This window comes from Sphingomonas sp. 2R-10, assembly GCF_030062225.1.
GTDB lineage: Bacteria > Pseudomonadota > Alphaproteobacteria > Sphingomonadales > Sphingomonadaceae > Sphingomonas.
This window is the reverse complement of record NZ_JASCXF010000005.1, coordinates 73,734-93,192: the sequence shown is the minus strand read 5'-3', so window position 1 is coordinate 93,192 and position 19,459 is coordinate 73,734. Positions and strand designations below refer to the sequence as shown.

At 67.4% G+C, this 19,459-nt stretch carries 19 protein-coding genes; 6 read left to right on the top strand and 13 right to left on the bottom strand.

Features of this window, described 5'->3' with window-relative positions:
* Positions 1 to 108 precede the first annotated feature (108 nt).
* Positions 109 to 1,758 carry a M28 family metallopeptidase gene (locus tag QLH51_RS03750; RefSeq protein ID WP_125655488.1) on the top strand — a complete coding sequence of 550 codons (1,650 nt, stop codon included), beginning with the start codon at positions 109 to 111 and terminating at the stop codon, positions 1,756 to 1,758.
* A 124-nt stretch (positions 1,759 to 1,882) separates the two neighbouring features.
* Here the strand turns inward: QLH51_RS03750 and QLH51_RS03745 are convergent, their stop codons facing one another.
* The 6 genes from QLH51_RS03745 to QLH51_RS03720 all read right to left on the bottom strand — a co-directional run bounded on the left by QLH51_RS03745 (position 1,883) and on the right by QLH51_RS03720 (position 9,859).
* A complete protein-coding gene (locus QLH51_RS03745) occupies positions 1,883 to 2,671 on the bottom strand; it encodes a phosphate/phosphite/phosphonate ABC transporter substrate-binding protein (RefSeq protein WP_164516080.1) in 789 nt (262 codons plus the stop codon).
* Positions 2,664 to 3,530 carry a fatty acid desaturase gene (locus QLH51_RS03740; RefSeq protein WP_125655492.1) on the bottom strand — a complete coding sequence of 289 codons (867 nt, stop codon included), beginning with the start codon at positions 3,528 to 3,530 and terminating at the stop codon, positions 2,664 to 2,666. The genes QLH51_RS03745 and QLH51_RS03740 overlap by 8 nt, the downstream gene beginning before the upstream one ends.
* Positions 3,531 to 3,653: 123 nt before the next feature.
* Complete coding sequence (locus QLH51_RS03735) at positions 3,654 to 4,907, bottom strand: DUF3526 domain-containing protein (protein ID WP_125655494.1); 1,254 nt, start codon at positions 4,905 to 4,907, stop codon at positions 3,654 to 3,656.
* A complete protein-coding gene (locus QLH51_RS03730) occupies positions 4,907 to 6,343 on the bottom strand; it encodes a DUF3526 domain-containing protein (RefSeq protein WP_125655496.1) in 1,437 nt (478 codons plus the stop codon). The genes QLH51_RS03735 and QLH51_RS03730 overlap by 1 nt, the downstream gene beginning before the upstream one ends.
* Positions 6,340 to 7,080 carry an ABC transporter ATP-binding protein gene (locus tag QLH51_RS03725; protein ID WP_125655648.1) on the bottom strand — a complete coding sequence of 247 codons (741 nt, stop codon included), beginning with the start codon at positions 7,078 to 7,080 and terminating at the stop codon, positions 6,340 to 6,342. Before QLH51_RS03725 ends, QLH51_RS03730 begins: the two co-directional genes overlap by 4 nt.
* A 193-nt stretch (positions 7,081 to 7,273) precedes the next feature.
* Positions 7,274 to 9,859, bottom strand: a complete 2,586-nt coding sequence (locus QLH51_RS03720; RefSeq protein ID WP_125655498.1) for a TonB-dependent receptor plug domain-containing protein — start codon at positions 9,857 to 9,859, stop codon at positions 7,274 to 7,276.
* Positions 9,860 to 10,257: 398 nt separating this feature from the next.
* On the opposite strand from QLH51_RS03720, the gene QLH51_RS03715 reads away from it, so the two are divergent.
* From QLH51_RS03715 to QLH51_RS03705, 3 genes are all read left to right on the top strand, one after another.
* Positions 10,258 to 10,707 carry a hypothetical protein gene (locus QLH51_RS03715; RefSeq protein ID WP_206428876.1) on the top strand — a complete coding sequence of 150 codons (450 nt, stop codon included), beginning with the start codon at positions 10,258 to 10,260 and terminating at the stop codon, positions 10,705 to 10,707.
* Between the two features lie 409 nt (positions 10,708 to 11,116).
* Positions 11,117 to 12,352, top strand: a complete 1,236-nt coding sequence (locus QLH51_RS03710) for a GTP-binding protein (protein WP_125655502.1) — start codon at positions 11,117 to 11,119, stop codon at positions 12,350 to 12,352.
* Positions 12,349 to 12,939, top strand: a complete 591-nt coding sequence (locus QLH51_RS03705; protein ID WP_125655504.1) for a DUF1826 domain-containing protein — start codon at positions 12,349 to 12,351, stop codon at positions 12,937 to 12,939. The genes QLH51_RS03710 and QLH51_RS03705 overlap by 4 nt, the downstream gene beginning before the upstream one ends.
* Positions 12,940 to 13,453: 514 nt before the next feature.
* On the opposite strand, the gene QLH51_RS03700 is transcribed toward QLH51_RS03705, so the two are convergent.
* Complete coding sequence (locus QLH51_RS03700) at positions 13,454 to 14,446, bottom strand: hypothetical protein (RefSeq protein ID WP_125655506.1); 993 nt, start codon at positions 14,444 to 14,446, stop codon at positions 13,454 to 13,456.
* 66 nt (positions 14,447 to 14,512) lie between these two features.
* Between QLH51_RS03700 and QLH51_RS03695 the strand changes: the two genes are divergently transcribed.
* A complete protein-coding gene (locus QLH51_RS03695; protein ID WP_125655508.1) occupies positions 14,513 to 14,884 on the top strand; it encodes a hypothetical protein in 372 nt (123 codons plus the stop codon).
* Between the two features lie 16 nt (positions 14,885 to 14,900).
* Here the strand turns inward: QLH51_RS03695 and QLH51_RS03690 are convergent, their stop codons facing one another.
* Positions 14,901 to 15,374, bottom strand: coding sequence for a hypothetical protein (locus QLH51_RS03690; RefSeq protein ID WP_125655510.1), 474 nt, complete (start codon positions 15,372 to 15,374; stop codon positions 14,901 to 14,903).
* A gap of 4 nt (positions 15,375 to 15,378) precedes the next feature.
* A complete protein-coding gene (locus QLH51_RS03685; RefSeq protein WP_164516081.1) occupies positions 15,379 to 16,056 on the bottom strand; it encodes a hypothetical protein in 678 nt (225 codons plus the stop codon).
* 140 nt (positions 16,057 to 16,196) lie between these two features.
* Between QLH51_RS03685 and QLH51_RS03680 the strand changes: the two genes are divergently transcribed.
* Positions 16,197 to 16,769: a hypothetical protein gene (locus QLH51_RS03680; protein WP_125655514.1), complete on the top strand. Its 573-nt coding sequence runs from the start codon at positions 16,197 to 16,199 to the stop codon at positions 16,767 to 16,769.
* Between the two features lie 13 nt (positions 16,770 to 16,782).
* Here the strand turns inward: QLH51_RS03680 and QLH51_RS03675 are convergent, their stop codons facing one another.
* The 4 genes from QLH51_RS03675 to QLH51_RS03660 all read right to left on the bottom strand — a co-directional run bounded on the left by QLH51_RS03675 (position 16,783) and on the right by QLH51_RS03660 (position 19,359).
* A complete protein-coding gene (locus QLH51_RS03675) occupies positions 16,783 to 17,709 on the bottom strand; it encodes a hypothetical protein (RefSeq protein ID WP_125655516.1) in 927 nt (308 codons plus the stop codon).
* The gene (locus QLH51_RS03670) at positions 17,709 to 18,170 is read right to left on the bottom strand and encodes a hypothetical protein (protein WP_125655518.1); all 462 of its coding nucleotides are present in this window, start codon (positions 18,168 to 18,170) and stop codon (positions 17,709 to 17,711) included. Before QLH51_RS03670 ends, QLH51_RS03675 begins: the two co-directional genes overlap by 1 nt.
* Positions 18,167 to 18,577, bottom strand: a complete 411-nt coding sequence (locus tag QLH51_RS03665; RefSeq protein ID WP_125655520.1) for a hypothetical protein — start codon at positions 18,575 to 18,577, stop codon at positions 18,167 to 18,169. Before QLH51_RS03665 ends, QLH51_RS03670 begins: the two co-directional genes overlap by 4 nt.
* A gap of 77 nt (positions 18,578 to 18,654) precedes the next feature.
* Positions 18,655 to 19,359, bottom strand: a complete 705-nt coding sequence (locus tag QLH51_RS03660) for a hypothetical protein (RefSeq protein WP_206428877.1) — start codon at positions 19,357 to 19,359, stop codon at positions 18,655 to 18,657.
* Positions 19,360 to 19,459: the final 100 nt, after the last annotated feature.

The following is a 19,459-nucleotide window of genomic DNA, read 5'->3' as shown; positions in this document are numbered from 1 at the left end:
CGAGGTCGCGGGCGAACTGTTTCATGTTTCCGGCGTGTATCGCGCGCAGGCCATTGTCGGCGGCCGGCGGCTGCGGCAGGTTGGGCCAAACCAGTCCGGAGCCCGATGATGAAGCGCCTGTTCCTGTCGACCCTGTTGCTGTCGGTGTCCGCGGTCGCCGCATCGGCGCAGACGGCGACGCCGACCTTCGACGTGAAGCGCATCTCGCGCGATATCCAGACGCTGTCGAGCGACGCGTTCGAAGGGCGCGGACCCGCCACCTCCGGCGAGGAAAAGAGCACCGCCTATATCGCCGAGCAGATGAAGGCGGCGGGCCTGCAACCGGCGGGCGACAGGGGCGGCTGGTATCAGGACGTGCCGCTGCTGAAGGCCGATATCGTCGGCAACCCGGCGCTGTCGATCCGGACCGGCGGCGCGACGCGGACGCTTACCCAGGGGAACGAGATCGCGGTGCGCGCCGCGCTCGACGGGCAGAAGTCGGTGGCGATCGCCGGCGCCCCGCTGGTCTTCGTCGGATACGGCGTGCGCGCGCCCGAACGGCAGTGGGACGATTTCAAGGGCGTCGACCTGCGCGGCAAGATCATGGTCGTGCTCATCAACGATCCCGACTTCGAAGGGGGCGCGGGCAAGTTCGGCGGCAACGCGATGACCTATTACGGCCGCTGGACGTACAAGTACGAGGAAGCGGCGCGGCAGGGTGCGGCGGGTATCCTGATCGTGCATGAAAGCGCGCCGGCATCCTATGGATGGGCCACGGTCAGGAACTCGAACACCAACACGATGTTCGACATCGTGCGGACCGATCCGAAGGCTTCGCATTCGCCGATGGAAGGCTGGGTCCAGCGCGACCTTGCCGTACAGTTGTTCCAGCAGTCCGGCCTCGATTTCGAGAAGGCCAAGGGGGCGGCGCGGCGTGCCGATTTCCGGCCGATCCCGCTCAAATCGACGCTCGACGCGCGCTACGCGGTGCGCAGCGAGGTCATCACCTCGCACAATGTCGCCGGTATCCTGCCCGGAACGCGCCGTCCGGAAGAGACGGTGGTCTATTCGGCGCACTGGGACCATCTGGGCGTCGGGCAACCCGATGCGAAGGGCGACCGCATCTATAACGGCGCGCTCGACAATGCGTCGGGCGTCGCGGCGCTGCTCGAACTGGCGCGGGCTTATGGTGCCGGGCCGAAGCCCGACCGGTCGGTCCTGTTCCTCGCGGTGACGGCGGAGGAGAAGGGGCTGCTGGGTTCCGAATATTACGCCGCCAATCCGCTGCGGCCGCTGGCGACGACCGCCGGGGTCATCAACATGGACGGGCCGTTCGGTGCGGCGGCGACGCGCAACTTCAGCATGTACGGCATGGCGAAGCTCGACCTGCTGACGCTGCTGACCGAGGCGGCGGCGGCGCAGGGGCGGCGCTACACCCCCGATGCGCGGCCCGAGGCGGGACTATTCTATCGCTCCGATCATTTCCCCCTGGCCAAGCGCGGGGTGCCGGCCTTGTCCTACAGTCCCGGCCGCGACCTGGTCGTCGGTGGGGAGGCGCGCGGCAAGGAACTGGTCGATGCCTATACCCGCGACCGATATCATCAGCCCGCGGACGAATATGATCCGAACTGGGATACCGGCAGCGTGGCGAGCGACATGGCGATCCTGTACGCGGTCGGGCGCAAGCTGGCCGATGGGCCGCTATGGCCGAACTGGTCGCAGGACAGCGAATTCCGCGCCGCGCGCGACACGACGGCTGCGCAGCGCAAGCCACGTTAGGCGGCGGTTGCCATCGGCTGTATGGCCGAAGGCGGGACTGCTTCCTTCCCTCTCAGGGGGGGCAGGGTCGTCGGGGAGCGTTCCTTCCCACGGAATGTCGACCGGCGGCCGGGCGGCGTCCGTTTCAGGCGAGGCGGGAGTAGCCGGCCGCGGCGGCGGCGGCATCCTGTCCGGCGATGCGGTCGGCAAGGTTCGCCTGCGGCGGGACGATGCCGGTCAGCCCCAATGCCGGGTCCGCGCGGGCGATACCATCAGCCAGCGCGGCGCGAAGCAGCACCACGATCCCGGGCGGGGTATCGGCAGCGGTGACGAACGCCGGCGTCGCGGCCGGTCCGGTCCGGTCCAGCAACCGCAACGCACCGGTCAGGTCGGGTTCGAAGCGCGTCAGCGCGGCGAAGGTGACTTCGTCGATCGCCGCCACATCCGCCTCGCCGGCCGCCACGGCACGGGCGCTGGCGGCATGGGCGCCGGTTTCGACGACGGAACCGAAGAAGCGACCGTCCGCGGCAAGCGGCGCGATCCGGTCGCGCAGTAACGCCATGCCGGTGTTCGAACCGGGATCGTTGACCGCGACCCGGCGTCCGCGCAGGTCGGCCAGCCGTGCCGCCGGATCGTCGCGCCGGACGACGATCCGGCTGCGATGCTCGCCGGGCCGGTCGGTGTCGGCATATGCCGGGTGGCCGAGCAGTTGCAGGTGCCGGTGGAGCAACGCCCAGGGGCGGGTGCAGATCATGCCGAGCAGCAGACCGGGATGGGCCCAGACGCGGTGGATGTCGGTCTCGCGCGATCGCCGTTCGGGAACGTCCGCCAGTCCGTCGGCGCGCAGCCGGTCGCGGATGCCGGCCCATAGCGCATCGTTGGCGGCATGTTGTCCGGGATGATCGTACATGCCGAGCCACGCGATGCTATCCATCGCGCAGATCCGGGTGGCGCACCACGTCGTGCGGCCGGAAGGCGAAGCGGCGCAGCACGTCGCGATAGCCGGCATAGCGCGGCTCGACCCGGTGCGTCCGGGCGCGTTCGAGCGCGGGGAGGCGATACCACGGCGTCGCCGGAAAGGCATGATGCGCGGCGTGCAGGTTGTTGTTGAGAAACAGCAGCGCGAGCGGCCCGCGCGAGACGACGGTGGCGGCGCGGGACGTTCCGGCGGCGTCCGCACGATGCTCGGCGAAGCCGCGCAGCAGCGAGGCGGCCTGTCCCGGCAGCATGAAGCACAGCACATAGGTGGCGAGCGACAGGTCGACCGCCCGCAGCCATGCCACCACCGCCATGACGCCGATCAGGTGCACGCCCCATTCGCGTGCGAACCCCGCCGGATCGCGAAACGCGCGTCGCGCCTCACTTGCCAGGAACAGCGCGATCGCCGCGACCGGACCGAGCAGCAACTGTCCGGCAAGCGTCGCGCGCAGCCGGGCGATCCCGGCCGCCACGCCGCCACCGGCGACATAGCGTGATTCGGGATCGTGATGGGGATGGGTGGGGTGCGGCGACCGGTGATGCGCCTCGTGCGTGCGGCGATAGACACCGTACGGCAGCCATAGCGACAGCGGCACCCCGCCGATCAGGCCGTTGATCCGTCGCGAGCGCGTGGGGTGGCCATGGATGGTCTCATGCTGCAGCGATCCGTGCCAGCCGATGAACCAGCCGCCGAGCAGGACCAGCAGCGGCACGGGCAGGTGCGCCGCATTGGCCGTCACTGCCAGCCACCCGCCATAGACCGCCACCGCCAGCGCGATGGTCGGCCACTCCACCGACTTTGCCTTTCCCGTCATATTCCCATCGTACGGATGGGAATAGGATCGATCAATGGCTAAGTCCGGCCATCCGGCGCATTGCGGTGGTCGTGGCGCGCAGGGCGGCGGGTCACGTCGCTGGCGCGAACGTCAGACGTCGGATCACGTGGATTTGTCGAAGGCAGGTGACTTCGCGAAGTCGGCCTTACCGAAAGGTCGATCGTGGAAGATGTAGCCGTAGTAGAACGCGCGCAGGCGTCGATGGAAGTCGCGGATGCGGTCCTGATAGGCAAACTGGGCGGCGAGGTCCGTTTGGGCCAGCCGTGTCAACAAGGCCTGCACGCCAACGGACGGCAGGAACCAGCCGAGCGCGTTCGCCGTCGCCGCGCGGCGTTCCAGCGCGTTGCGGTACATCGCGACGCGGTTTCGCACGCTTTCGTCGCCATTCTGATGGAAGGCGAAATACCATTTGTAGTGGAACCCCTCCGGCAGCGGCGGCGAAGCCGCCAGTTGCGGGTGGCTGGCATAGAAGCGGCGCATCGTATCCTCGCGCGGGATTTCCCAGGCGTGGTGGACGTTCTCGCGCTGCGCCAGTGCGATCTTTGCCCCTTCGTCGACCGGAATGGCGTGGTTGATGACGACATTGGCGAGCGTCGGGATCACCAGCACCAGTATCAGCCACAGCCCGGCCAGCGTCGCCGCATTGGCGGTCGATCCATGGCCCAACTGCGATACCAGTCCGGCCAGCCCGATCCAGAACAGCAGATAGGCCGCCGCCGCCATGACGATCAGCAGCATCGGACCGATGGCAACGCCCGACATCAGCGCGCCGACGATGAACGGGACGGTCAGCGCCACGACCAGCAGGGCGAATCGCACCAGCCGCCGCCGCAGCCACAGCCGCCGCGCGGCCGGCATCGCGTCCAGCATCCGCGCGCGCCCGGCCTCGCGCTCGCCCGACTTCAGGTCATGGAACAGCGCGATGGCGAACAGCGGTGCCAGAAACACCAGCACGAACGCAAAATCGAAACGCCCCGGCAAGGCCAGTTCGGGATTGAAGGTATCGCCGTCGTAGATCTGCGCCTCCAGCCCCAGCGCGCGGACCCGCAGGATATAGGGTGCCACGTCGCGCATGCCGATCGCGGCGAAGGCGAGCGGGGCGGGGGAGTCCCAGGTGGGGTGGAAGGTATAGTAAGCCGCGCTGCCGCCGTCCTTCTCCCGGTCGACATAGTCGGCGATCGCGGCGACATCCTCTGCCTGCGCGGCCGGGATCGCGGCGATCGCGGCGCGTTGCCGGGCGATTTCGACCATGCCGGCGGCGACGGCGGCGGCGCTGAGCACCGCCAGCAGGACCAGCGCGATCACGGCCATGCGCGAACGGAGCAGCAGGCGCGTTTCATGAAGCCAGATCGCCATCACTTCGCTCCCAGCCGACGCGTCGCAACTGCCAGCGCGACGACGCCCAGCGCCAGCCAGCCGAGCAGGATCGCCAGCCCCGGCAGGCTCGAGCGCACCAGCGTCGCTGCATCGGGCTGGACGAAGGAAAATTCGGGCAGGCGCTGCCAGTTGTCCGCAGCGATCCGCTTGCGCCGGTCGGCCCCGGCATCTTTTGCGGTGTCGTCGGCATAGCTGACCGAGTCGGCCTGCAACCGGTTGAGGCGCTGTACGAGATCGTAGCGATAGCGCTCCGCCTGTTCCAGAAAGCGACGGTGCCCGGCGAAGTCGGTGCCGGCGGCGGCCATCGATGCCTGTTTGAGCGCGATCGTCGGGCTGAACAGGCCGATGCCGGCGACCAGCCCGTTCTGCGACGCGTGGGTGGCGAAACTGTCGGCGGCGTAGCGATCGAACAGCCTGGCGGTCATCGTCTCGCCCTCCAGTGCCAACAGGCCCTTGTAGTTGATCGGCAGATCCTCGATCCGCGTCACGCCATAGCGTTTCAGGACATCCGCCTTGAACTGCGCGAAATGGGGATCGTCGGGATCATGGCTGTCCCCCATCCGGCGCAGGTCGCGGGCGATGGCGACATCGGTCTGCAACCGGTTGGCGAGCGGATAGGCCTGTGCCGCGACATCGGGTGCGACGCGCGGCAACAGCACCACCGTCACCGCCCATACCGCCAGCAGGGCAAGCAGCGCGTCGCGACGACGGCGCACCAGCATCGACACCAGCGTGATCGCGACGACCCACAAGGCGAGATAGACGGCATAGGCGGCGGCGATCACCAGCATCGGTCCGGCATAGGCACCGGGTTGTCCCGAGATCAGCACGAAGCCGATCATTGCCGGCAATCCGACCAGCAGCGCGATCAGCCCCAGCGCGCCGAGCTTGCCCAGCACGATCGCCCGGGCCGATGCGCCTTGCAGCATCAACGGACGCAGCGTTCCGCGCTCGCTCTCCCGCGCGACGGCACCATAGCCGAGGAAGATCAGAAGGAGCGGCGCCACCGCCTGTAGCACGAAGGCCGGGGTCAACTGGCCGAAGCGGACCAGCAGCGAGCTTTGCCGGACGTCACCGAAATTGCTGGTATTCTGCCGATGTCCTTCGAGGAACATGGTGTTGCCGGTAAAGGCGTCGACACCCGGATCGAACGCGGCGAGCGGCCCCAGCGGGCGAAAGATGAAGTGACCATAATGGACCACGCGGTGCGGATGGCGATCGGGTTGCGCCTCGAACGCATGGTTCGCCTCTGCCTGATGCCGGGCGCGGTTGTCGGCGATACCCTGTTGATGGGTCCACGAGGTGACGACCGCAACCAGCGTCAGGACGAGCAGCAGCACGACGGCGGTCACCGCGACGCGGTTGCGCCGCATCAGCCGCAATTCGTCGCGGGCGATCAGCGAGATCGCGCTCATGCCAGCGCTGCGCCCGCAAACCGGTCGTGCAGCGCGCGCACGTCGAAACGCGCCTCGCCCTCAGCCGCGACCTCTTCGATGATGCGGCCGCGTTCGAGGAAGCCGATGCGGTCGGCGACGTCGGCGGCGCTGAGCAGGTCGTGAGTCACCATCAGCACGGCGGTGCCGCGCGCGCGGACGGCGTGGAGCAGGGCGTTGAAATCGGCGGTCGCGCGCGGATCGAGACCGGAGGTCGGCTCGTCGAGCAGCAACACCGGCACTTCGCGCAGCAGCGCGACGGCGATCGCGACCTTTTGCCGCATCCCCTTCGAAAAGCCGCCAAGCCGCTGGTCGAAGGCGCGTTCCTGCAACCCCGTCGCGGCAAGCGCGCCGGTGATGTCGGTCCGCGTGCGCGGCGTGCCCGACAGCGCGAGCAGATAGTCGGCATTCTCGACCGCGCTCAGATGTTCGTAGAGCGCGACATTTTCGGGGAGGTAGGCGATGCGCCGGCGCACGGCATCGGGATCGGCAGCCGGATCGATGCCGCCGACCCGCACGATGCCGCCATCCGCGCGGACGAAGCCGAGCAGCGCCGACAGGGTCGTCGACTTGCCCGCGCCATTGCCGCCCAGCAGGGCATAGATTTCACCGGCGGCGACCGACAGCGACAGGCCGTCCAGAACACGGTGTCTGCCATAAGCGAGGGTCGCGGCGTCGATCGTGATTTCGGCCGACGGGGCGGGGGGCGGGGGCGTCATCTCCATGCCCTTCCCCTGCCTGCCGAACCCGCGCATCGTCAAGGGATATGATGTAGCATAACATCAATGGGCTCGAGGGTTGACGCGATCCGGCGCGGATCGTGTGGCCTGCCCGACGGCGCATCCCGCCGGTGCGGACCGGACCCGAAACTCGGGTAGTTGCCCGCCCCGACCGGGATGACCGCGCGGGCGATCAAAGGTTGATCCCGGCACGGACGAACACCGTCCGCCCGTTGAAGCCGAAGGGCGAGATGGCGTTATAGGGCTGGGTACCCGCATTGTCCGCGCCGTTGGTGCCGGCCGCGACCGATGCGACCGTCGAGGCGATGTTCGCCTCCGGATAGACATCGAACAGATTCTGCGCGCCGGCGCTCAGGCGCAGTCCCGCCATCGCCTGCCACGACAGTTCGAAATCGGTCAGGAGCCTTGCACCGAAACGCTGGACGATGTCCGCATTGCGACTGGTGGCCGACACCGGGACGAGCGTCACGTCATAGCCGGGCACGAGGGCGGCGACCTGTGCCGGCGTGCGGTTGGTCAACGCGACGGTCGATACTTCGCCGTAACGCGTGTTGGTGAGCGAAACCGACAGGTCGCCGCGGGCATAGTTCAGATCGATCGTCACCTTGGTCCGCGGCAGGCTGTCGGAGAAGCGCAATTGCTGCGTCAGGTCGAACAACGGGGTGGTGATCCCCAGCGCCGCCAGCGGGGCGGGCGTGCCGGCGATGCGATCGAACCGGGTCTTGTTGTAATTGCCGGCCAGCGTCCCGCTGAACGTGCCATCGGCCAGTCGCGTGCGATAGTGCATCACCAGATCGACGCCACGGGTCGTCGTGTCGACGGCGTTGGTCAGATAGGACAGCGCGCTGAAATTGCCCTGTCCGTTGGCGGCGAGGAACGCGGTCAGCCGGGCATCCTGGAACGTCGAGGAGATCGCGATGCGATCCCGTACCGCGATACTGTAGGCGTCGAGCGTCGCGGTCAGCCCGCTGCGTTCGAACACCAGTCCGGCCGAGACGTTGCGGGAGGTTTCCGGTTTCAGGTCGGTCGCGCCGGCGAGCCGTGCCGCCGGGCTATCCACCGCCGCCACCCGGACGATCGCCTGCTGTCCCTTCAGGATCAGCGTGTTGGAGGCGTTATATCCCGATTGCGCCAGCGCCGGTGCGCGAAAGCCGCTATTGTACGACGCCCGCGCCGCCAGTCCGCCGAACAGGTCGAGCCGACCGGCGACCTTGAAGTTCGTGGTGTCGCCGAAATCGGAATAGTTTTCGTGGCGAACCGTCGCTTGCAGCAGGAGCCGGCCGAACAACGTCCGTTCGGCATCACCATAGACCGCCCAGCTGTGCCGACCGGTCGCGGCACGATCGTCGAGCCCCGCGCTCGGTCCCGGTTGCGCACCGACGATCGCAGGACGCCCGGCGTTCGGCCCGTCGAGGATCGGCACGCCGCCGTTCAGATAGCCGGCGGGGTCGCCCGAGAACAGGCGGTAGGTTTCCTCGCGATATTCCATCCCGGCCGCCAGCTTCAACGGCGCGTCGCCGCCGAGCGGCACCTCGCGGGTCACGTCGAGGTTGCTGGTCCACTGGTAAAAGTCCGACCCCAGCCGATAGAAGCGACGCGGCGTAGCGGTGCCGTAGGAGACGTTGACGCTGTTGTCGTAGAACAGATCCTGCGTGTTCAGCCCATAGACGGTCGACAGGTCCCAGCCGAAGCCCGCCAGATCGTCGCCGCGCAGCCCCATGGCGACCGACAGGTTCTCCATGCGGGAGTCGAGCCGGGGCCGGTAGCCGTCGGGGTTCAGCGCGCGGATCGTCTCGTCCTGCCCGGCGCGACGGAAGAAATATTCGATATCGCCGTTCAGCTGATTATAGCCGCCGAACCCGTAGACCTCGACGGTGTCGGAGGCGGGCGCGACCAGATTGTAGAAGAGCTGCACGTTGGTGCTCGGCTGATCGCCGAAGCGGAACACGCGGCGGTCGATCGACGCCTCGCGCGGGTCGAGCGTGCCGTTCGACGGAGTCAGGCCGACGCCGGACCCGAAATTGCCCGAAATCGTCGTCGGCCGCCCGGCGGCATTGGTCCCGAAATATTGCTGCCGGGTGTCGGGGCGCGAGCGATCGCTGCCGCCATTCTGCTGAAACGATGCGGTCAGGCGGAAGGCACCGTCGGTGCCAAGGCGGATGCCGGACGACACGCTGGCCTCGCCATAGGCTCCGTCGCCTGCGGTCGTCATCCCGCCGGTCACCTGTGCGCGCGTGCCCACCGAACGGTCGAGAATGAGGTTGATGACGCCCGAGATCGCGTCCGACCCGTATTGCGCCGAGGCACCGTCGCGCAGCACCTCCGCCCGCGACAGCGCGAAGGAAGGAATGGCGTTGAAGTCGACCGAAATGTCGCCGCGGCCGATGCCATTGCTGGCGTTGAGGTCGCTGGACGTATGACGACGTTTGCCGTTGACCAGCACCAGCACTTCCCCGGGGCCCAGCCCGCGGAGCGATGGCGGCACCAGATAATCGCCGACCCCGGACCCCAGCGGACGGGGCGTATTGAAGCTCGGGACCTCGACCTTCAACTGCTGGACGAGATCGACGCGGCCGCTCTGCTGCAACTGGTCACGACCGATCGAATCGACCGGTGTCGCCGACTGGGTCGACGTACGCCCGCCGAACCGGCTGCCCGTCACGATGATCGCATCCGCTTCGTTCCCGGTCGCCGGTTCGGCATCGCCGGTCACGTCCGGTTGCCGCGAAGGCACGTTCGCGTTCTGTGCGGCGGCCATGTTCGTCGCTACGAGGGCGACGAGCGCAACCGATGTCTTCCATGTCCACGCGCCCATTTCACTTTTCACTGCCGACCCCCGATTTTCTTTCGTCGTGCCGGGCCATGTCCGGCGACATAAGCCCGCCCGTAGCAACGTACGCATGGCTAGCAAGTGAAATAGTGTAACATATCATTCGATCTGAGATGGTTGGGTGGTGCCGTCTCCGCCGCAGGAGGCCAGCGGCACGATGACCGCCGGCACCGCGACCGCAGCAGCAACGAACAATTACACTTCGTGCATGGTATGAAATATCATGACATATACATCGGCGGAAGATACTGCCGGGCCGAGTGCATGGCGGTATCCGACCGACGATATTCTGACAGCGGGAAGCGAAAACGATGTTCACCGAAGAGATGGTACACCAGTCCCTGCAACGCTGGTGCGACAATGTGGTCGCCGTCGGCAAGGTATACGCCGATGGCGGCGACGTCCGTGCCTTCGCCTCGCAGGTTCTCAGCGACAATTACGACTATGACCAGGGTAAGGTGCTGTTCAAGCCAACGCTCACCTTTGGAGCGCACACGTTCCGGCCAACCAAGGACGGTGCGCTTTCCTATTTCGTCGGCGGGAACGAGGAGTTTCCCGATGACAAGGGCTTCAAGCTGAAGCCATGGGTCAAGGTCTGGTACAACAAGCTCGACCATATCCTGCACGGCGATATGGCGCTGGTCCAGTGCAACGTCCATTTCATCGGTAGTGACGATAGCCATATCTTCGTCAACAAGAGCTTCGTGTTCAAGGAATGCGACGATGGCAAGGTGCGGATCGTCCTGCACCAGTCGTCGCTGCCGTATCAACCCTGACGTGGCGCAGGGGCAGGTGGTCCGGCAATCCGGAGCGCCTGTCCCGTACCGGCAATTATGCCAAGGGGGACGGGCCGACCGACTATGGCCCGACGCTTCCAACCGCAGGTACTGGAGTTCGATCCACTCATATTGAAACGGACGTCATCCCAGCGAAGGCTGGGATCTCCCGGTGGCAGCGCGCAGCAGGCGCCGATGGAGACCCCAGCCTTCGCTGGGGTGACGTTTCCATGCGGATCAATGAAACTCCAGGATAACATCGTTACGCCATGTCCCGCCGCCGGCCACGCCGACAGGGGGCGGCGGCGATGTGAACCGTCCCGGTAGCGGTATGGGCGACCGGCACCACTGGACACACATTGATCTGCATAGTTATGGTATGTTGTAACGTATCAATTCGAGAGTCGCCATGACCCCCTCTGCCAACCCCGATCGCCGCCTGCCCGTCACCGTCCTTTCCGGCTTTCTGGGGGCGGGCAAGACGACGCTGCTCAACCACATCCTCGCCAATCGCGAAGGCCGTCGGGTGGCGGTGATCGTCAACGACATGAGCGAGGTCAATATCGATGCCGACCTCGTGCGGGGTGGCGAAGCGGCATTGTCGCGATCGGACGAGGCGCTGGTCGAAATGACCAATGGCTGCATCTGCTGCACGTTGCGCGACGACCTGCTCGCGGAAGTGCGCACGCTCGCCGAAACCGGACGGTTCGACTATCTGGTGATCGAGAGTACCGGCATCTCCGAACCGCTGCCCGTCGCGACGACCTTTTCGTTCCGGGACGAAGGCGGCGTCTCGCTCGGTGATGTCGCCCGCCTCGATACGATGGTGACGGTGGTCGACGCCGTGAACCTGCTCGCCGACTATTCCAGCCAGGACTTTCTCGCCGATCGCGGCGAGACGCTGGGGGACGACGATACCCGCAGTCTCGTCGGGCTGCTCGTCGAACAGATCGAGTTCGCCGATGTCGTGATCGTCAACAAGGCGTCGTCGGCATCGGCGGACCAGCTCGCGGTCGTAAAGAAGCTGGTCGCCAGCCTGAATGCCGATGCGGTGATCGTGGCGGCGGATCATGCGCGCGTACCGCTGGACCGCGTCCTCGCGACCGGCCTGTTCGACGAGGAGAAGGCGGCACGCCATCCGCTCTGGGCGAAGGAACTGTACGGCTATGCCCGTCACCAGCCCGAAAGCGAGGAATACGGGATCGAGAGCTTCGTCTATCGTGCCCGCCGCCCGTTCGATCCGGCAAGGTTCCATGCCTTCCTCACCGATGGCGGGCTCGATCACGTCGTGCGTGCCAAGGGGCATTTCTGGCTGGCGACCCGGCCTGACCATGTCGGCGAACTGGCGGTGGCCGGCAGTCAGACGATGACGTCGCGCATGGGCAAATGGTGGGCAGCGCTGCCGAAGCACCATTGGCCCGACGATGGCCGGTTCGAACAGTTCGTCGCGAAACACTGGGACCCGGTCTGGGGCGACCGGCGACAGGAGCTCGTCTTCATCGGTATCGGCATGGACGAGGCACGCATTCGTCGCCGGCTCGATGGCTGCCTCGTCCCCGCTGCCGCCTTCGCGCCGACGCTATGGACAGGTTTGCGCGATCCGTTTCCGGCATGGGGCGATCGCCTGCTGGAGGCGGCCGAATGACGCTGGCGATGCTCGACGACGTCGTGGCGTTCGGCTACGACCGGGCCTCGCTCGATGCGATCGCCCGGCCCGCTGCCGCGCTGGCGATCTGGTGGCGATCGCTGCCGGATGCGCTGCGGACAGCACTTGCCGCGCTGGACCTCGCTACCGTGGACGACGTGTCGCTCGATCTCGACGCGGGGGCGCCGCTCGACGCGACCCTGCGCGCGGCGGGCTATCCCGATGCCGTTGCCGCCTTGCTCGCCGCCGATATCGGCCTGCTGGTGCGTCGTCACGCCGCGCTTACCGGCGAGGATCGGCTACGTATCCGCCTCGACGTCGTCGAAACCGACGCATGCCGGCGCTTTCATGCCGATTTCGTCACGCTGCGGCTCCTGTGCAGCTATGTCGGACCGGGAACGCAGTGGTGCCGTGCGCGGGCGCCCGACGCAATCTGCGAGGTGCCGACCGGCGCGGTGGGCGTGTTCAAGGGTCGCATGCTGCTCGATCCGCCGAGCGTGCTGCACCGGTCACCGCCGATCGTCGCCACCGGCGATCGTCGCCTGTTGCTGGTGATCGATCCGTTGCGGGGTCCGGACTTGCCCTGACGGCCATGCCCGTTCGACCCGAACTGCGGGTGACCCGCCAAGGACGCTATGAACGAATGGCGGAATGGCGAGCGAAAAGTCCGCGAGAGCGTCCGCAACTGGGTCACGCTGCAGCGGCTGAGTGCCGGTTGCGGCATCACCGATCTCGCCCCGGCGCATCGACAGGCATGTGGATCTTCGCTCCCTTCCTGCGCCCGGTCCCGGCATAGAGTGCGCGCTCGTCGCATGCGGGTGTCGGGCGCAGCGTGTGGCGTCAATGATCGCGGCGGTTGGCGCGGCCTTCCAGGGCGGCGGATCGTGGCGCATCATCCGGCCGATCTGCTCCTGTCCGGAATTATCATGCCGTCGACTTACGAGGGTCGGCCTCGGGCCGCTCACAGGCTAAATCCACCATGGAGATTTCGGTAGGTGGCGGGCCGCACCGGACCCCGATAAGCACTATGTCTACGCCATAGCCCGCTAAACCCCTCTTCCGAGCGCGGTGACAATCAGCCTGCCGTCACCTGAGGCGGTTTCATCGTCCCGGCAGTTCGGGCAGAAAGACGCCGCCCCGTTCGTCGCGGATGTCGCCTGTCACCGCGATCTCCGACGCGGCATTGCGATCGAGGTCGTAGCGCATCCGGACGGCGAGATCGGCACGACAGGCTCCCGTCCCGGCTCGTCGCGGGCCGCTGCATGCGAGGATGTACGTCCGGATCGTATCGAGCCTGCGCGCGTCCAGTTTGGTTCCCCATGCAACGACGACCGGCGGTACCGTGCCGCCGCCCGGTGCATCGTCCAGTGCCGACTGCGCGATCCGGGCGAGCCGGTTGCGCACGCCGCTGCGTCGCAGCCAGTCGGGATCGAGCCGCAACATCGCCGCCGACACGGCGGCGTCCGATGCGGCCAGTCCGATGAGGAAGCTCGGGACCGCCGCTTCCCCTGCTTCGGCCGGTATCTCGAAACGCAGCGGCACCGAGGCGCGTGCCGGATCGGGTGCGAGGATGCGCAGCCGCAACGCGCGTGTCGCATCCGGAGCCTGCGCAGACAGGCCACGTCGGAAGGCGGCGATGCAGGGCGTCAGACGGTCCAGCACTGATTGCTGGTCGTCCGTCGGCAAGTCCAGTTCAATCACGGTGCGGAAATCGACGACGACATCGCCTCCCTCGATGCCGAGCGCCTTGATCCCGCAATCGCGCAGCGCGGCGTCAAGTGCGTTGACCTTGTCGCCGGCGAGAACCCCGTGATCGTAGGCGCGCAGAAAACGCCGGTCGCAGGGTGACCCGAGGCGGCAGGTGGCGGGGTCTGCATCCATATCGAACGCGATACGCGTGACCGGATCGCCCCGGATCGCCAGAATGACGCGGTAGCGATCCTTCAGCCGGCGGGTCGCGAACGGTTCCAGCCGGCCGGGATGATGCGCCTCGGCAAGGGCCATCGCCGCGTTCGTCGCGGCCTGTCCACCGGCACAGCCGCCCACGCCCAGCAACGTCGCGCCCGCCGCGAGCCATGTACCCAATCGCGTCACCGGATGTCCTTTCCCTTCGCCGGCGACCTTATCATAGTCGCACGATCCCCGTCCGGAGTTCCGACCATGCCGCCTGCCATCCTGATCGCGCTCCTGGTACAGGCCGCACCGCCTTTCGTCGCCGGATCGCCGGACGCGCGTGCGGGCATCATCCATGTCGGTGCGACCGGCATCCGCTGCGCCAGACTGCCCTGTCCGACGCGCGGAGTATTCATTCCCGACGCGCGCGGGCACGCCGTGCGCGACCGGCTGCTGATGGCCGACACCAGCGGCACCGCGCCACCCCCGCCGATGATCGGCAACGCGGCGGCGCGGCGCGAGATCGCGCGCATCTGGGAGGCGCGCGGCTGCGTCGCGGTTGAAGGTCGCCTGATCGCGGGTGAGGACGACCGGCCGCTGTTGCGGGTCGATCGCCTGGTCGGCCGTTGCAGCAGCTGATTCCCCCGATGCCCCGTCATCCCGTCCACCGGCGCCACCACGGTCGCGCCGGTTCGCGGAAGGGCGCGCCTGCCTCGCTCTCCAGCCAGCGGTCCAGATAACCCTCGAACCGCCGGTCAATCAGCTGTCCGCCCAACCGGAACGGCGGATCGTAGCGATAGTCGATGGCGTAGCGGCCATCGCGCTCGACGGTCAGTCGAGCCGACGTCCAGCGGCTGCCCGTGCCCGCCATGTCGTCCGAGAGCGTTGCGAACATCCGTTTTGCGGTCGCGGGAAGCCGGAAGGCGAGGCGCTCCACCGGGCCGCCTGGGCGATGCGCGAGGGAGAAGCAGATACTGCTGGTGCGCCCGCCATCGCCCACCTCGATATCGAGGAACAGGTGCAACCACGCGCGATTGCCCCATTCGCCATCGGTCAGGTCGGCGACGCCTGCGACCACCTCCGCGACGATCGTCGCCTCCGATGTTGCTTGCCGGCTCGCATCCATCATCCGCTCACCGCTCGGTGAAACCCTGCGCGCCGATCCGGTGCGCGCGCATGTCGTTGCCGCTCTGGCGCAGCATGTCGCGCTGCACCGCGTCGGACAATTCGCGCAGCGCCGCCGCATCTCCGTGCCGCAGTCGCGCTTCCTCCAGCCACATCCCGGCCGTCATCAGGCGCATCTCGGCCTCGCGCTGGCGATCCGCGTCGTCCTCGCGGTGCAGCGCGTGATCGGCGAACCGCTCGCCGATCTGCGCCAGCAATGCGCGCTGGTCGTCCGGCGTCAGCGGCCTGGCGTTTGCCAGTTCCCACGCCAGCCCGAACAGCAGCACGGTTGCGCCATCAACGCTGTGGAGCGGCAGCCCCAGCGACTCCAGTGCGCGATCGGCTATCGTCGCCGCATCACCGGACCGCAGGAAGCCGTCGGGATCGGGAATGGCGTGGCGCAGCGAGAAATTGCGGTTGCGATGATCGGCGAGGCCGCGCGCGATCTGACGCCGGATCGCCGGATCGAAGCGATAGGACAGTACGCCCCCTGCCGACTCGGCCGCCTTCGTTGCTGGCGCGCTGACGGCGGCATCGTCGAAGCCCGCGGAGAACAGCGGGGCGACGGCGTTCCTGTCGACCGCCTCGTCGTTGCCGGCGTCCGGGGAACAGCCGGCCAGCAGGATCGCTGCCGCGGTCGTGGACATCGCGTGCCGGATCATCGTTCACCGTTCATGACCGCGATCACAGCAGGCACCAGACCTTCAAGGCAATGCGGATGCCCCGAAAGCGGATGGAATGCGCAAGAAACGCGACGAGTTGTCACCTTTCGCGTGAGAGACATGCCATGTTCATCGTCGAACTGCTCGAACATTTCCAGACCACAAGGAGTAAGTCGATGATCCGTCATCTTCTCGTCATGTCCCCGATGCTGCTGGCGACGCCCGCCGCAGCACAGGTACCGATGGTGGACGTGCCGATCTGGAGCAACGGACTGCTCGGCCAGTCGGCCATGTCGCTTGCGGTCCGGGAAACCGAGCGTCGTAACGGCGTCCGTTCCGACCGGCGCCGTTCCGCATCGCGCGAATGCTCGGCGGACGCGCTGCCGATCGCGGAGCGGCGGCGCATGGAAGCGGAGTATGTCCGCCGCGCGCGGGCCGATGGCCGCGCCAGCGCCGATGCCTGGGTGAACGAACAGGGCAGGCGCTTTCGCATGAAGCTCATCGCCGACGGCGTGTGCGACGATACGCGCGTCGCCCGTGCGGAAAGGACAGAACGACCCGCCGCCGGCAAAGCGCGCAAGCAGGTCACGGATCGCAACGGCCGTCCGTGCAGTCGTACCCGACTGGAAATGCGGACGACTGCGAACCTGAGCGGGGGCGCCATGTCGATGTCCCCCGTGCCCGTCTGCGCGGATTGACGAAAAAACCGGCCTACCGCTCGCGTCGAACGACATACTCGTCGCGTGCCGTATCGTAGCGGTACAGCACGGTGTTATCCGGTCCCAGATGACGGACCTTGCCGGGCGCGACGATCTCGGTGCCGGCACGCCGTACGCGAATATCGGGCAGGTCCGTTCCCGCCGCCTCGAAGCGGATCGTTCCCCGGTCCGCCGCGCAGGTCATGACCGCCCCGCCGTCGCAGGCAGCAGCGTTGTCCGATCCGGTCGGCAGCACCGCGACCAGTGACCAGCCGCCGTTCGGATAGTCTCGCTTGCGGGCCTCGCTCCGCTTCATACCGCGGGGGTCGAACAGCAGGACGGCGTGGCTTCCAAGTGTCGTGCCCTGCGCGAAGTCGCTCAAGCGAAGCGCGAACAGCATCCGCCCGTCCTCGACCCTGTGGGGCGGCGGCAGGCCCGACTGGTCCATGTCGATTCGGGCGGGATTGCCGGAGGCGTTCACCGCCAGTTCGCCGACGAAGCCGCTGTCGACCGCCCGCCACCGACCGTCTTCCAGCACGAAGGTTGCCTGGCCCAGTGAAACGGGCTTGCGGGCCCCGTGCGCTTCGGCAGCCTCCACCTGGGTCATGGCGGTGAAACCGGTGAAATAGCTGCGTCCGCCCGATGTGAAGGGAAGTCTGTGCCAGACACCGGTCTCATTGGTCCCGTCCCCCGGTTCGGAATCGACGTAGACCTTGCGATCCGCATCGTAGCGCCCGTTCTCCGCTCCGTCCCAGCCGGCGCGCAAGATGTCCCGCGCTGTCGGCGGAGGTGCGTCCGTCGCGAGCGGTCGCGCCGGTGAGGTAGAAGTCGGGGCCATCGCCTGAGGTCGCCCGTCCTTCTTCCCTCCCGCCGGTGCGGCATCGCAGGCGGTCGTCGTCAGGGATGCGGCCAACACGAGGGCTGCGGCGTGGGTCTTCATCATCGATTCCCTGCGTGTGAGGATGGAGGCCGATCATCGACCGGAACGCCCGGCCTGCGGCGAAGCAGCCTCACGCCGACGACCGACATCACGACACCCGCCACCAGGAACGGCAGCGCCAGCACCAGGATCAGCACCACGCCCGTCGACCCCCGCTCCGTGTTGTCGCGCAACAGCATTTCCGGCATTCCGGCGTCCAGCAGCACCAGCAAAACGCCGAGCAGGCAGCCGATCCCCGCCGCCGTCAGGCCCCATCCGCACCGCCGGCGCATGTCGCCCGCGCGCCGCAGGAGGAGCGCCGCGGCGATCGTCAGAAGCCACGGCGTCAAGATCAATGCCGTCTCCGCCAGCGCGTTGCCGAAGAGGGCGGGCAGGACGATCGAGACCACGCCCTGCATCGTCCAGCCGACGAGCAGGCCGAGCGCACCGCTGGCCAGCCATGCCTTGCCGTTCGGTGTCACGGCGTCGTCCGGGGGCTGGCAGCGATTCCTGGCGACACTTGTTGCGGCTCGTCGGTCCAGGTCAGAAGCTTCGTCAGCGTTCCGCCGGGTTCTGCGAAGCGGCGGCAGGACGGATCATCGGCGACATCGGAAAGTCGCGCCGACCGGAACGCGCCCGCGCGCAGAGCCTCCAGATAGGTATCGGCCCAGGCAAGATCCCCGCCGCCGAGTTCCCGTCGCGCTTCGAGCACTTCAGCGCTCGCCCGCTCGACGATCAGCGCCGCCGTTTCCTCGTTCAGGCTGCGGCACAGTTGTCCGATCGCGACCAGCCTTTCCATCCGCACCATCGGCACGGCGAGCGACGCGAACAATGCCCGCGCAGGCGAGCGACCCGCTTCTTGCTCAGGCGAAAGGACGCCGGTCGCCATCGCGCGTTGCGGAAGCATGGCGATCGATGCCGGAGCGACCAGCAGCGCGCAGGTGAGCGACAGGATCGTCGTCCGGTTCAGCACCCCGACACTCGCGATGCAGCGACGGGACGATAGCGGCCCCCATCACCGCGGACATAGGTTTCGTCGAATGCCTGTGCGCCGGTATAGGCCAGAGTGAAGCTGCGGCCCTTTTCGGCAGCGACGATGCGGCCAGCCAGCGCCGCCGATCCGCCATCCCCGCGGCGGACCGGGAAGCGGGCGATCTCGACCGGACCCGCGGGCGCAAGCTCGGTCAGGACCGCCATGGTGCAGGCGCTCCCCGGCGCCCGTGTTGGCGCCTCCGTGTAGAGCACGGGCACGGCGGTGATTGCGTCGGTGTGGCCCCAGCGTGCCACCGGTCGTCCCGCCGTAGTCTTCACGCCCGCGTCCAGCCACTCGCCGGCCGCCTGATATGGATAGCTCGGTCGTCCTTCGTCATGGTCGAGATAGTGGACGGACGTGCGCCCGGCGCATTGCGGGGCGGTGCATTCGTTGGCGGCGGTACTGACCAGCGCGACGCGGGTCGGCGATATCGGGATCAGCGCGAGAGGGACGAAGGTGAACGTCTCGCCATCGATCCGGCGGATCGCATCGGTCCGGATCGAGGGCGCAGCGAATACGGTTTCGAACGCCGCCGGCGTCCCGGCCGGAACAGCGTCGCGGTCGACGTCGACGATCTCGAACAGCGCGCGCGGTTGCGCCGGAAGGGGAGTTGTCGCCGTCGCGGAAACGATGGCCATGATGATTGCCGTGCGCATCGATGCCTTTCCCTGATGGTTCCGACCGCCGCGAACCCGATGCTGGCACCGTGGTCGCGACCTTTCCGTTAACGACGTGCCC

Bases quoted from the DNA above. Each gene is read 5' to 3' on its own strand.
- QLH51_RS03730 (WP_125655496.1), bottom strand. From the start codon at position 6,343: ATGAGCGCGATCTCGCTGATCGCCCGCGACGAATTGCGGCTGATGCGG.
- QLH51_RS03705 (WP_125655504.1), top strand. From the start codon at position 12,349: ATGACGCTGGCGATGCTCGACGACGTCGTGGCGTTCGGCTACGACCGG.
- QLH51_RS03675 (WP_125655516.1), bottom strand. From the start codon at position 17,709: ATGAAGACCCACGCCGCAGCCCTCGTGTTGGCCGCATCCCTGACGACG.
- QLH51_RS03735 (WP_125655494.1), bottom strand. From the start codon at position 4,907: ATGGCGATCTGGCTTCATGAAACGCGCCTGCTGCTCCGTTCGCGCATG.
- QLH51_RS03740 (WP_125655492.1), bottom strand. From the start codon at position 3,530: ATGACGGGAAAGGCAAAGTCGGTGGAGTGGCCGACCATCGCGCTGGCG.
- QLH51_RS03685 (WP_164516081.1), bottom strand. From the start codon at position 16,056: ATGTCCACGACCGCGGCAGCGATCCTGCTGGCCGGCTGTTCCCCGGAC.
- QLH51_RS03690 (WP_125655510.1), bottom strand. From the start codon at position 15,374: ATGATGGATGCGAGCCGGCAAGCAACATCGGAGGCGACGATCGTCGCG.
- QLH51_RS03720 (WP_125655498.1), bottom strand. From the start codon at position 9,859: ATGGCCGCCGCACAGAACGCGAACGTGCCTTCGCGGCAACCGGACGTG.
- QLH51_RS03750 (WP_125655488.1), top strand. From the start codon at position 109: ATGAAGCGCCTGTTCCTGTCGACCCTGTTGCTGTCGGTGTCCGCGGTC.
- QLH51_RS03695 (WP_125655508.1), top strand. From the start codon at position 14,513: ATGCCGCCTGCCATCCTGATCGCGCTCCTGGTACAGGCCGCACCGCCT.
- QLH51_RS03745 (WP_164516080.1), bottom strand. From the start codon at position 2,671: ATGGATAGCATCGCGTGGCTCGGCATGTACGATCATCCCGGACAACAT.
- QLH51_RS03680 (WP_125655514.1), top strand. From the start codon at position 16,197: ATGTTCATCGTCGAACTGCTCGAACATTTCCAGACCACAAGGAGTAAG.
- QLH51_RS03660 (WP_206428877.1), bottom strand. From the start codon at position 19,359: ATGGCCATCGTTTCCGCGACGGCGACAACTCCCCTTCCGGCGCAACCG.
- QLH51_RS03665 (WP_125655520.1), bottom strand. From the start codon at position 18,577: ATGGCGACCGGCGTCCTTTCGCCTGAGCAAGAAGCGGGTCGCTCGCCT.
- QLH51_RS03725 (WP_125655648.1), bottom strand. From the start codon at position 7,080: ATGACGCCCCCGCCCCCCGCCCCGTCGGCCGAAATCACGATCGACGCC.
- QLH51_RS03715 (WP_206428876.1), top strand. From the start codon at position 10,258: ATGGTACACCAGTCCCTGCAACGCTGGTGCGACAATGTGGTCGCCGTC.
- QLH51_RS03710 (WP_125655502.1), top strand. From the start codon at position 11,117: ATGACCCCCTCTGCCAACCCCGATCGCCGCCTGCCCGTCACCGTCCTT.